This window comes from Lelliottia sp. WB101 (assembly GCF_003051885.1).
In the GTDB taxonomy this organism is placed as follows: Bacteria; Pseudomonadota; Gammaproteobacteria; order Enterobacterales; family Enterobacteriaceae; genus Enterobacter; species Enterobacter nimipressuralis.
In genome coordinates this window covers 221,845-234,199 of the sequence record NZ_CP028520.1, presented here as the reverse complement: position 1 = coordinate 234,199, position 12,355 = coordinate 221,845, and the positions used below count along the sequence as shown (strand labels likewise).

9 protein-coding genes and 1 pseudogene are annotated in these 12,355 nt (G+C 55.5%); 9 read left to right on the top strand and 1 reads right to left on the bottom strand.

What is annotated here, in order from left to right:
- Positions 1 to 264, bottom strand: a complete 264-nt coding sequence (gene rpsT, locus DAI21_RS01040; RefSeq protein WP_100777693.1) for a 30S ribosomal protein S20 — start codon at positions 262 to 264, stop codon at positions 1 to 3.
- Between the two features lie 98 nt (positions 265 to 362).
- On the opposite strand from rpsT, the pseudogene DAI21_RS23150 reads away from it, so the two are divergent.
- From DAI21_RS23150 to carB, 9 genes and pseudogenes are all read left to right on the top strand, one after another.
- Positions 363 to 584, top strand: a pseudogene (locus DAI21_RS23150) (DUF2575 domain-containing protein).
- Positions 585 to 591: 7 nt separating this feature from the next.
- A complete protein-coding gene (ribF, locus tag DAI21_RS01030) occupies positions 592 to 1,530 on the top strand; it encodes a bifunctional riboflavin kinase/FAD synthetase (protein ID WP_102104566.1) in 939 nt (312 codons plus the stop codon).
- Between the two features lie 37 nt (positions 1,531 to 1,567).
- Positions 1,568 to 4,384, top strand: coding sequence for an isoleucine--tRNA ligase (ileS, locus tag DAI21_RS01025; protein WP_107702284.1), 2,817 nt, complete (start codon positions 1,568 to 1,570; stop codon positions 4,382 to 4,384).
- A complete protein-coding gene (gene lspA, locus DAI21_RS01020) occupies positions 4,384 to 4,884 on the top strand; it encodes a signal peptidase II (protein WP_107702283.1) in 501 nt (166 codons plus the stop codon). Before ileS ends, lspA begins: the two co-directional genes overlap by 1 nt.
- 108 nt (positions 4,885 to 4,992) lie before the next feature.
- Positions 4,993 to 5,463 (top strand): FKBP-type peptidyl-prolyl cis-trans isomerase, encoded by a 471-nt coding sequence (gene fkpB, locus DAI21_RS01015; protein ID WP_095280714.1) that lies wholly within the window; start codon positions 4,993 to 4,995, stop codon positions 5,461 to 5,463.
- Positions 5,444 to 6,394, top strand: a complete 951-nt coding sequence (gene ispH, locus DAI21_RS01010) for a 4-hydroxy-3-methylbut-2-enyl diphosphate reductase (RefSeq protein ID WP_107702282.1) — start codon at positions 5,444 to 5,446, stop codon at positions 6,392 to 6,394. The genes fkpB and ispH overlap by 20 nt, the downstream gene beginning before the upstream one ends.
- Positions 6,395 to 6,640: 246 nt before the next feature.
- Entirely contained in the window at positions 6,641 to 7,462 is an 822-nt protein-coding gene (gene dapB, locus DAI21_RS01005; protein ID WP_107702281.1) for a 4-hydroxy-tetrahydrodipicolinate reductase, read from the top strand.
- A gap of 454 nt (positions 7,463 to 7,916) precedes the next feature.
- The gene (gene carA, locus DAI21_RS01000) at positions 7,917 to 9,065 is read left to right on the top strand and encodes a glutamine-hydrolyzing carbamoyl-phosphate synthase small subunit (protein WP_107702280.1); all 1,149 of its coding nucleotides are present in this window, start codon (positions 7,917 to 7,919) and stop codon (positions 9,063 to 9,065) included.
- Between the two features lie 18 nt (positions 9,066 to 9,083).
- On the top strand, positions 9,084 to 12,308 hold the full coding sequence (gene carB, locus DAI21_RS00995) for a carbamoyl-phosphate synthase large subunit (RefSeq protein ID WP_100777685.1): 3,225 nt from the start codon (positions 9,084 to 9,086) through the stop codon (positions 12,306 to 12,308).
- Positions 12,309 to 12,355: the final 47 nt, after the last annotated feature.

The window sequence follows — 12,355 nt, the reverse complement described above, 5'->3', positions numbered from 1 at the left end:
TTAAGCCAGTTTGCTGATCTGCGCGGTCAGGTTTGCTTTATGACGCGCTGCTTTGTTTTTGTGGATCAGACCTTTAGCAGCCTGACGATCCACGATTGGTTGCATTTCGTTAAATGCGTTCTGCGCTGCAGCTTTGTCGCCAGCTTCGATTGCTGCGTATACTTTCTTGATGAAAGTACGCATCATAGAGCGACGGCTTGCATTGTGCTTACGAGCCTTTTCAGACTGAATAGCACGTTTCTTAGCTGATTTGATATTAGCCAAGTCCAACTCCCAAATATGATCTATGTGGACAATTCAAAGGCCGAGGAATATGCCCTCTATACCTTCTTTTGTCAATGGATTTGTGCAAATAAGCGCCGTTGAATGGCGACGCTACGTTACGTAGTGATGGCGCAGGATTCTACCAGCTTGTCTCAGCTGAATACAGTCTTTCGATGTAAAAAAACGCAGTAACGGGCAGATTTTTTCCCTCCGAAAGCTAAGCATCATGAAATCATTACGGCTTTCTGATTTGAGGCAACAATCGCCGGTTAACCTTAACCGCTGTACAAGGTATACTCGGGCGATTTTCACTGTTTTGAGCCTGTCATGAAGCTGATACGCGGCATACATAATCTCAGTCACGCCCCGCACGGGTGCGTACTGACCATTGGTAATTTCGACGGCGTGCATCGTGGGCATCAGGCGCTGTTGCAGGGATTGCGTAAAGAGGGCGAGGCCCGTGGGCTGCCGGTCGTGGTGATGATTTTCGAACCGCAGCCGCTGGAGCTGTTTGCCGGTGATAAAGCGCCCGCGCGTTTAACTCGCCTGCGTGAAAAATTGCGCTATCTGGCGGAATGCGGCGTGGACTACGTACTTTGCGTGCGCTTCGACCGACGTTTTGCGGCACTGACGGCGCAAAATTTTGTCGGCGATCTGCTGGTAAAACGTCTGGGCGTGCAGTTTCTCGCCGTGGGCGATGATTTCCGCTTCGGCGCTGGTCGTCAGGGCGATTTCTTGTTATTACAGAAGGCGGGTCTGGAGTATGGCTTTGATGTCACCAGCACCATGACCTTCTGCGAAGGTGGCGTGCGCGTAAGCAGCACGGCAGTGCGTATGGCCTTAGCCGACGATCAGCTGGACGTGGCGGAGAACCTGTTAGGGCATCCGTTTGCCATTTCCGGGCGGGTCGTGCATGGCGATGAACTCGGTCGCACAATAGGTTTCCCGACGGCGAACGTCCCGCTGCGTCGTCAGGTTTCCCCGGTAAAAGGGGTGTATGCGGTAGAAGTCACCGGATTGGGTGATAAACCGTTGCCGGGCGTGGCCAATATCGGCACCCGTCCAACGGTAGCAGGTGTGCGTCAGCAGCTTGAAGTGCATCTGCTTGACGTTGTAATGGACCTTTACGGTCGCCATATAGATGTAATCCTGCGTAAAAAAATACGCAATGAGCAGCGATTTGCTTCGCTCGATGAGCTGAAAGCACAAATTGCGCGTGATGAGTTAACGGCCCGCGAATTTTTTGGGCTATCGAACCCGGCTTAATGCCTGAACGAGTTTTAAATACGGAACCGAGAATCTGATGAGTGACTATAAATCAACCCTGAATTTGCCGGAAACAGGGTTCCCGATGCGCGGCGATCTCGCCAAGCGTGAACCGGGAATGCTGGCGCGTTGGACCGATGATGACCTGTACGGCATCATCCGTGCAGCCAAAAAAGGCAAAAAAACCTTCATTCTGCATGATGGCCCTCCATATGCGAATGGCAGCATTCATATTGGTCACTCTGTAAACAAGATTCTGAAAGACATTATCGTGAAGTCCAAAGGACTCACCGGTTTTGACTCGCCTTACGTTCCGGGCTGGGACTGCCACGGTCTGCCGATCGAGCTGAAAGTGGAGCAGGAATACGGCAAGCCAGGTGAGAAATTCACCGCCGCCGAGTTTCGTGCAAAATGTCGCGAATACGCGGCCGCGCAGGTTGATGGTCAGCGTAAAGACTTCATCCGTCTGGGCGTGCTGGGCGACTGGTCTCGTCCATACCTGACGATGGACTTCAAAACTGAAGCCAACATCATTCGCGCTCTGGGTAAAATCATCGGTAACGGCCATCTGCATAAAGGCGCGAAGCCTGTGCACTGGTGCGTTGACTGCCGTTCTGCGCTGGCAGAAGCGGAAGTGGAATATTACGACAAAACCTCTCCGTCTATCGACGTGGCGTTCCACGCGGTAGATCAGGACGCGGTGAAAGCGAAATTCGGCGTGACCTCCGTCAACGGCCCAATTTCCCTGGTTATCTGGACCACTACCCCGTGGACTCTGCCTGCGAACCGCGCAATCTCCCTGTCTGCGGACTTCGATTACGCGCTGGTACAGGTTGAAGGCCAGGCGGTGATTCTGGCTAAAGATCTGGTTGAGAGCGTCCTGAAACGCGCAAACATCAGCGAATACACCGTACTGGGCACCGTGAACGGCGCTGAGCTTGAGCTGATGCGCTTCAAACACCCGTTCCTCGATTTCGACGTGCCGGCAATCCTTGGCGATCACGTTACGCTGGACGCCGGTACCGGTGCGGTACACACCGCCGGTGGCCATGGCCCGGATGACTACAACATCAGCCTGAAATACGGTCTGGAAATCGCAAACCCGGTCGGGCCGGACGGCGCATACCTGCCAGGCACCTACCCGGCGCTGGACGGTATCAACGTCTTTAAAGCGAACGACATCATTGTCGACATGCTGCGCACCAGCGGTGCCCTGCTGCACGTTGAGAAGATGCAGCACAGCTATCCGTGCTGCTGGCGTCACAAGTCGCCAATCATCTTCCGTGCGACCCCGCAGTGGTTCATCAGCATGGATCAGAAAGGCCTGCGCGAGCAGTCTCTGAAAGAGATCAAAGGCGTGCAGTGGATCCCGGACTGGGGCCAGGCGCGTATCGAATCCATGGTCGCTAACCGCCCTGACTGGTGTATCTCCCGTCAGCGTACCTGGGGCGTGCCGATGTCCCTGTTCGTTCACAAAGAGACGCAGGAGCTGCACCCTCGCTCGCTGGAGCTGATGGAAGAAGTCGCCAAACGCGTTGAAGTGGATGGCATCCAGGCGTGGTGGGATCTGGACTCGAAAGAGATCCTGGGCGACGACGCGGCCAACTACGAGAAAGTACCAGACACCCTCGACGTATGGTTCGACTCCGGCTCTACCCACTCTTCTGTGGTGGATGTGCGCCCTGAGTTCTATGGCCATGCGGCGGATATGTATCTGGAAGGTTCTGACCAACACCGCGGCTGGTTCATGTCTTCTCTGATGATCTCCACCGCGATGAAAGGTAAAGCGCCATATCGTCAGGTTCTGACGCACGGCTTTACTGTGGATGGTCAGGGACGCAAGATGTCCAAATCCATCGGTAATACCGTTTCTCCGCAGGATGTGATGAACAAACTGGGCGCGGACATTCTGCGTCTGTGGGTGGCCTCTACGGACTACACCGGCGAAATGGCGGTTTCCGATGAGATCCTCAAACGTGCTGCCGACAGCTATCGTCGTATCCGTAACACCGCGCGCTTCCTGCTCGCTAACCTGAACGGTTTCGACCCGGTCAAAGACATGGTGAAACCGGAAGAGATGGTCGTGCTGGATCGTTGGGCTGTGGGCTGCGCGCAAGCGGCGCAGGACGACATCCTGAAAGCCTACGAGTCTTACGACTTCCACGAAGTGGTGCAGCGCCTGATGCGTTTCTGCTCCATCGAGATGGGCTCGTTCTATCTCGACATCATTAAAGACCGTCAGTACACCGCGAAAGCAGACAGCGTGGCGCGTCGCAGCTGCCAGACTGCGCTGTATCACATCGCAGAAGCACTGGTTCGCTGGATGGCACCGATCATGTCCTTCACCGCAGACGAAATCTGGGGCTACCTGCCAGGCGACCGCGAGAAGTACGTCTTCACCGGCGAATGGTACACCGGCCTGTTTGGTCTGGCTGAGACTGAAGCCATGAACGATACCTTCTGGGACGAGCTGCTGAAAGTGCGTGGCGAAGTGAACAAGGTTATCGAACAGGCGCGTGCTGACAAGAAAGTCGGTGGCTCTCTGGAAGCGGCAGTGACCCTGTACGCTGAACCTGAGCTGGCGGCGAAACTGACGGCACTGGGCGATGAATTGCGATTTGTCCTGTTGACCTCAGGTGCCAGCGTTGCCGATTATGCACAGGCGACTGCCGATGCCCAGCAGAGCGAGCTGCTCAAAGGGCTGAAGGTGGCGTTGAGCAAAGCCGAAGGTGAGAAATGTCCGCGCTGCTGGCATTACACCAACGATATTGGTCAGGTGGCGGAACACGCAGATATCTGTGGACGCTGTGTCAGCAACATCGCCGGTGATGGCGAAAAACGTAAGTTTGCCTGATGAGTAAATGTCTCTGTGCAACAGGACTGCGCTGGCTGTGGCTGGTCGTCGTCGTACTGATTATTGATCTGGGCAGTAAATTCCTGATCCTCCAGAACTTTGCTCTGGGGGATACGGTACCGCTGTTCCCGTCACTTAATCTGCATTACGCGCGCAACTACGGCGCGGCGTTCAGCTTCCTCGCCGACAGCGGCGGTTGGCAGCGCTGGTTCTTCGCGGGTATCGCTATCGGTATCTGCGTGATCCTCGCGGTGCTGATGTATCGCTCAAAAGCGACGCAGAAGCTGACCAACATCGCCTACGCGCTGATCATTGGCGGTGCGCTGGGTAACCTGTTTGACCGTCTGTGGCACGGCTATGTGGTCGATATGATCGACTTCTACGTCGGTAACTGGCACTTCGCCACCTTCAACCTGGCCGATAGCGCAATTTGCATCGGCGCCGCGTTGATTGTGCTGGAAGGTTTCTTGCCTAAACCCGCAGCGAAAGAGCAGGCGTAAATGTAAAGGCCGGGTGTGAGCCGGCCTACAGAATATGTGCCTCACGTAAGCCCGGAAGCCAGGCGCCACCGGGCAAACCGTTGAGGCAAAACAAGCGAGCAAATCGGCATGTCAAAATCCATACAGAGCAATAGCGCGGTGCTGGTCCATTTCACGTTGAAACTGGACGACGGTTCCACTGCGGAATCGACCCGCAATAACGGCAAACCTGCGCTGTTCCGCCTGGGTGACACCTCTCTTTCGGAAGGTCTGGAGCAGCAGTTGCTTGGGCTGAAAGAGGGTGAGAAAAAAGCCTTCTCTCTCGAGCCTGATGCGGCGTTTGGCGTGCCAACCCCGGATCTGATCCAGTATTTCTCGCGCCGTGAATTCATGGACGCGGGCGAGCCGGAAATCGGCGCGATTATGCTCTTTACCGCTATGGATGGCAGCGAAATGCCTGGCGTGATCCGTGAAATTAATGGCGATTCCATCACCGTTGATTTCAACCATCCGCTTGCCGGGCGTACCGTCCATTTTGATGTTGAAGTGCTGGAGATCGACCCGGCGCTGGAGGAAGTAAATGCAGATCCTGTTGGCTAACCCGCGCGGTTTTTGTGCCGGAGTAGACCGCGCTATCAGCATTGTTGAAAACGCGCTGGAAATTTACGGCGCGCCGATTTATGTCCGTCACGAAGTGGTCCACAACCGCTATGTGGTAGACAGCCTGCGCGAGCGCGGCGCAATCTTTATCGAGCAGATCAGTGAAGTGCCTGACGGCGCGATCCTGATCTTCTCGGCGCACGGCGTCTCGCAGGCGGTGCGTAACGAAGCGAAAAGTCGTGACCTGACGGTCTTCGACGCCACTTGTCCGTTGGTGACCAAAGTGCATATGGAAGTCGCCCGTGCCAGCCGTCGTGGTGAAGAGTCGATTCTGATTGGCCACGCCGGCCACCCGGAAGTGGAAGGCACGATGGGCCAGTACAGCAACCCGGAAGGGGGAATGTATCTGGTTGAGTCGCCGGACGATGTGCTGTCGCTGGAAGTGAAAAACGAAGCGCGCCTGTCGTTCATGACCCAGACGACGCTCTCGGTAGACGACACCTCTGATGTCATCGACGCCCTGCGCAGCCGGTTCCCGAAAATCGTCGGGCCGCGCAAAGATGACATCTGCTACGCCACCACCAATCGTCAGGAAGCGGTGCGCGCGCTGGCCGAGCAGGCGGATGTGGTGCTGGTGGTCGGTTCCAAAAACTCTTCTAACTCCAACCGTCTGGCCGAGCTGGCGCAGCGTATGGGGAAAACCGCGTTTCTGATTGATGACGCCACCGACATTCAGGAAGCGTGGGTCAAAAACGCAGCCTGTGTCGGCGTGACCGCCGGTGCCTCCGCGCCGGATATTCTGGTGCAAAACGTGATTAAGCGTTTGCAGGAGCTGGGTGGCGGCGAAGCGGTGCCGCTGGAAGGTCGCGAAGAAAATATCGTCTTTGAAGTGCCGAAAGAGCTGCGCATCAACGCGAAAGAAGTCGAATAATCCTCTCTGTTTAGAAAATGCCGGTCCCGAAAGAGACCGGCATTTTTTTGTCTGATTCCCTGTGATGAACCCGACAGTTCCACCCTTTGCGTGAATCATGCGGTTTTCGCTGAACCTCATGTCTTTTACTGATACTGCCGCCTGTTTATCATAAAATTCTAATTATCGGCGTTTTAAGATAGCGGCTTCGTCACAGGCTGGTTAATCTGAAAACGATTTACATACTTTTAACGTAAGAGAATAACTATGCATGATGCACAGGTGCGTGTCGCGATAGCGGGCGCGGGTGGCCGTATGGGCCGTCAGTTAATTCAGGCAGCGCTACAGTTAGACGGCGTTGCGCTTGGCGCGGCGCTGGAGCGCGACGGCTCCTCGCTTCTTGGAACGGATGCGGGTGAACTGGCGGGTGTGGGCAAGACGGGCGTAACCGTGCAAAGCAGTCTGGATGCGGTGAAAGACGATTTTGACGTGTTCATCGATTTCACGCGCCCGGAAGGGACGCTGCACCATCTGGCCTTTTGCCGTCAGCACGGTAAAGGAATGGTCATCGGTACCACCGGTTTTGACGACGCGGGCAAACAGGCGATCAAAGACGCTTCCCAGGAGATTGCGATTGTCTTCGCCGCTAACTTTAGCGTGGGCGTGAACGTCATGCTCAAGCTGTTGGAGAAAGCCGCGAAAGTGATGGGCGACTACACGGATATCGAAATTATCGAAGCGCACCACCGCCATAAAGTGGATGCCCCATCCGGTACGGCGCTGGCGATGGGCGAAGCGATTGCTTATGCACTTGATAAGGATTTAAAGGACTGCGCGGTCTACTCTCGCGAAGGGCATACGGGCGAGCGTGTTCCGGGCACGATTGGATTTGCTACGGTGCGAGCGGGGGATATCGTCGGCGAACATACGGCGATCTTCGCCGATATCGGCGAGCGTGTGGAGATTACCCATAAAGCCTCCAGCCGCATGACCTTTGCCAACGGCGCCGTGCGCTCGGCATTGTGGCTTAAAAATTTAGATAACGGTCTTTTTGATATGAGAGATGTGCTTAATCTTAACGATTTATAAGTGTTATTACCCATCGTGATGTGGTTATTGCAGTCATAATTGATTGATTGCACAGGGCAATATTTTATTGCCCTTTTATTTTGTCTGTTTGAAGTGGATTTCTTAATATTATTGAGTAAAGTTACAGTTATCTCGCTTTTTTGTGTTATCGTACTGTAAATTTTGACCATTTGGTCTGGTTTTTGTTGTGCTCCTCCATCAAATCTCACTAAACTCAGCGTACAAACGTTTTCTAACGTGATTTTGTTGATCTTTTTATGGCTTAAACTCCGTTAAACGCCAAAGCCGCGTAAAATAATAAACAAAAAAGCCATTTTGAGTTGACTTTACCCCTCTAAATCCCCAGAATGCCGCCGTTTGCCGAAAATCCGCGGGAAACAAATTTGCATTGATTCATAACGCCGTTGTGAATTAATATGCAGATAAAGTGAGTGAATATTCTCTGGAGGGTGTTTTGATTAAGTCAGCGCTATTGGTTCTGGAAGACGGAACCCAGTTTATCGGTCGGGCCATAGGGGCAACAGGTTCGGCGGTTGGGGAAGTCGTTTTCAATACTTCAATGACCGGTTATCAAGAAATCCTCACTGATCCTTCCTATTCCCGCCAAATCGTCACCCTTACTTATCCTCATATTGGTAATGTCGGCACCAACGAAGCCGATGCAGAATCCTCTCAGGTTCACGCGCAAGGTCTGATTATTCGCGACCTGCCGCTGATTGCCAGCAACTACCGCAATACTGAAGACCTCTCTTCTTACCTGAAGCGTCACAACATCGTGGCGATTGCCGATATCGATACCCGTAAGCTGACCCGTTTGCTGCGCGAGAAGGGCGCACAGAACGGCTGCATCATCGCAGGCGACAACCTGGATGTGGCACTGGCGCAGGAAAAAGCGAAAGCCTTCCCTGGCCTGAACGGAATGGATCTGGCGAAAGAAGTGACCACAGCGGAAGCCTACAGCTGGACTCAGGGGAGCTGGACGCTGGCAGGTGAACTGCCAGAAGCGAAAAAAGAAGACGAGCTGCCGTTCCACGTGGTGGCTTACGACTACGGCGCGAAGCGCAACATCCTGCGCATGCTGGTGGATCGCGGCTGCCGCCTGACAGTCGTTCCGGCGAAAACCCCGGCCGAAGACGTGCTGGCGATGAACCCGGATGGCATCTTCCTCTCCAACGGCCCGGGTGACCCGGCACCGTGTGATTACGCGATTGAAGCGATTAAACGCTTCCTCGAAACCGATATTCCGGTATTTGGCATCTGCCTCGGCCATCAGCTGCTGGCGCTGGCGAGCGGTGCGAAAACCATCAAGATGAAGTTCGGCCACCACGGTGGAAACCACCCGGTGAAAGATATCGACAACAACACGGTGATGATTACCGCGCAAAACCACGGTTTTGCGGTGGATGAGGCGTCAATGCCCGCTAACCTGCGCGTCACCCACAAGTCGCTGTTCGACCATACCCTGCAGGGTATCCATCGCACCGACAAACCGGCGTTCAGCTTCCAGGGGCACCCGGAAGCCAGCCCTGGCCCGCACGATGCCGCGCCGCTGTTCGATCACTTCATCGAACTTATCGAGCAATACCGTCAGACCGCTAAATAATCAGGAGCCGAGAACACCATGCCAAAACGTACAGATATAAAAAGCATCCTGATCCTTGGCGCTGGCCCGATTGTCATCGGCCAGGCCTGCGAATTCGACTACTCCGGCGCACAGGCGTGTAAAGCCCTGCGCGAAGAGGGTTACCGCGTAATCCTGGTGAACTCTAACCCAGCCACCATCATGACCGACCCGGAAATGGCCGATGCGACCTACATCGAGCCGATTCACTGGGAAGTGGTGCGCAAAATCATCGAAAAAGAGCGTCCGGACGCCGTACTGCCGACTATGGGCGGCCAGACCGCGCTGAACTGCGCGCTGGAACTGGAGCGTCAGGGCGTGCTGGCGGAATTCGGTGTGACCATGATTGGTGCCACCGCCGACGCGATTGATAAAGCTGAAGACCGCCGCCGTTTCGACGTGGCGATGAAAAAAATCGGCCTCGACACCGCGCGCTCCGGCATCGCACACACCATGGAAGAAGCGCTGGCGGTTGCCGCTGACGTGGGCTATCCGTGCATCATCCGTCCGTCCTTCACCATGGGCGGCACCGGTGGCGGTATCGCTTACAACCGCGAAGAGTTCGAAGAGATTTGCGAACGCGGTCTGGATCTGTCCCCAACCAAAGAGCTGCTGATTGATGAGTCGCTGATTGGCTGGAAAGAGTACGAGATGGAAGTGGTGCGTGATAAAAACGACAACTGCATCATCGTCTGCTCTATCGAAAACTTCGATGCGATGGGCATCCACACCGGTGACTCCATCACCGTCGCGCCAGCCCAGACGCTGACCGACAAAGAGTATCAAATCATGCGTAACGCCTCGATGGCGGTACTGCGTGAAATCGGCGTCGAAACCGGCGGTTCTAACGTGCAGTTCTCCGTGAACCCGAAAAACGGTCGCCTGATTGTTATCGAAATGAACCCGCGCGTTTCACGCTCCTCGGCGCTGGCATCCAAAGCGACCGGCTTCCCGATTGCGAAAGTGGCGGCGAAACTGGCGGTAGGTTACACCCTCGACGAGCTGATGAACGACATCACCGGTGGCCGCACTCCGGCGTCGTTTGAGCCGTCTATCGACTATGTTGTGACCAAAATCCCTCGCTTTAACTTCGAGAAATTCGCGGGCGCAAACGACCGTCTGACGACCCAGATGAAATCCGTTGGCGAAGTGATGGCGATTGGCCGCACTCAGCAGGAATCCCTGCAGAAAGCGTTGCGCGGCCTGGAAGTGGGCGCAATGGGCTTCGACCCGAAAGTGAGCCTCGATGACCCGGAAGCGCTGACCAAAATTCGTCGCGAACTGAAAGATGCAGGCGCTGAGCGTATCTGGTACATCGCCGATGCGTTCCGCGCGGGCCTCTCCGTGGATGGCGTCTTCAACTTGACCAACATCGACCGCTGGTTCTTGGTGCAAATTGAAGAGCTGGTGCGACTGGAAGAGAAAGTGGCTGAGATGGGTATCACCGGTCTCGACGCGGACTTCCTGCGTATGCTGAAGCGTAAAGGCTTTGCCGATGCGCGTCTGGCTAAACTGGCGGGTGTGCGTGAATCCGAAATCCGCAAGCTGCGTGACCAGTATAACCTGCACCCGGTCTACAAACGCGTGGACACCTGCGCCGCCGAGTTCGCAACTGACACCGCCTACATGTACTCCACTTATGAAGACGAGTGCGAAGCGAATCCGTCCGTAGACCGCGACAAAATTATGGTGCTGGGCGGCGGTCCAAACCGTATCGGCCAGGGCATTGAGTTTGACTACTGCTGCGTACACGCCTCTCTGGCGCTGCGTGAAGACGGTTACGAGACCATCATGGTCAACTGTAACCCGGAAACGGTGTCGACCGACTACGACACCTCTGACCGCCTCTATTTCGAGCCGGTGACCCTGGAAGACGTGCTGGAAATTGTGCGCATCGAGAAGCCGAAGGGCGTTATCGTACAGTACGGCGGCCAGACCCCGCTGAAACTGGCGCGCGCGCTGGAAGCGGCAGGTGTACCGGTTATCGGCACCAGCCCGGATGCGATTGACCGCGCAGAAGACCGCGAGCGTTTCCAGCAGGCGGTTGACCGTCTGAAGCTGAAACAACCGGCCAACGCCACCGTCACTGCGATTGAGATGGCTGTTGAGAAAGCGAAAGAGATTGGTTATCCGCTGGTGGTGCGCCCGTCCTACGTGCTGGGCGGCCGTGCGATGGAAATCGTCTACGACGAAGCCGACCTGCGTCGCTACTTCCAGACGGCGGTGAGCGTCTCTAACGATGCGCCAGTGCTGCTCGACCGCTTCCTCGACGACGCGGTAGAAGTGGACGTGGATGCCATCTGCGACGGCGAAATGGTGTTGATTGGTGGCATCATGGAGCACATCGAACAGGCAGGCGTACACTCCGGTGACTCCGCATGTTCTTTGCCCGCCTACACCCTGAGCCAGGAAATTCAGGATGTGATGCGCCAGCAGGTGCAGAAACTGGCCTTCGAGCTGCAGGTGCGCGGTTTGATGAACGTCCAGTTCGCGGTGAAAGACAACGAAGTCTATCTGATTGAAGTTAACCCGCGTGCGGCACGTACCGTACCGTTCGTCTCCAAAGCCACCGGTATCCCGCTGGCGAAAGTGGCGGCGCGCGTGATGGCGGGCCAGACGCTGACCCAGCAGGGCGTCACCAAAGAGATCATCCCACCGTACTACTCGGTGAAAGAGGTGGTGCTGCCGTTCAACAAATTCCCGGGCGTTGACCCGCTGTTAGGGCCAGAAATGCGCTCCACCGGTGAAGTCATGGGCGTAGGCCGCACCTTCGCAGAAGCCTTCGCTAAGGCGCAGTTGGGCAGCAGCTCAACCATGAGAAAGCAGGGCCGCGCGCTGCTCTCCGTGCGTGAAGGGGATAAAGAACGTGTGGTAGACCTGGCCGCGAAACTGCTGAAACAGGGCTTTGAACTGGATGCCACCCATGGTACGGCTATCGTACTGGGTGAAGCTGGTATCAACCCGCGTCTGGTCAACAAGGTTCATGAAGGTCGTCCGCACATTCAGGACCGTATCAAGAATGGCGAGTACACCTACATCATCAACACCACCGCAGGTCGTCAGGCGATTGAAGACTCCAAGCTGATTCGCCGCAGCGCGCTGCAGTACAAAGTGCACTATGACACCACCCTGAACGGCGGTTTCGCGACAGCCATGGCGCTGAACGCAGATGCCACCGAGAAAGTGATTTCGGTTCAGGAAATGCACGCGCAGATTAACAAGTAACAGTGTTGCAGGCCGGGTAAGGCGAAGCTGCCACCCGGCACGTTTTT

Bases quoted from the DNA above. Each gene is read 5' to 3' on its own strand.
- ribF (WP_102104566.1), top strand. From the start codon at position 592: ATGAAGCTGATACGCGGCATACATAATCTCAGTCACGCCCCGCACGGG.
- ileS (WP_107702284.1), top strand. From the start codon at position 1,568: ATGAGTGACTATAAATCAACCCTGAATTTGCCGGAAACAGGGTTCCCG.
- lspA (WP_107702283.1), top strand. From the start codon at position 4,384: ATGAGTAAATGTCTCTGTGCAACAGGACTGCGCTGGCTGTGGCTGGTC.
- fkpB (WP_095280714.1), top strand. From the start codon at position 4,993: ATGTCAAAATCCATACAGAGCAATAGCGCGGTGCTGGTCCATTTCACG.
- ispH (WP_107702282.1), top strand. From the start codon at position 5,444: ATGCAGATCCTGTTGGCTAACCCGCGCGGTTTTTGTGCCGGAGTAGAC.
- dapB (WP_107702281.1), top strand. From the start codon at position 6,641: ATGCATGATGCACAGGTGCGTGTCGCGATAGCGGGCGCGGGTGGCCGT.
- carB (WP_100777685.1), top strand. From the start codon at position 9,084: ATGCCAAAACGTACAGATATAAAAAGCATCCTGATCCTTGGCGCTGGC.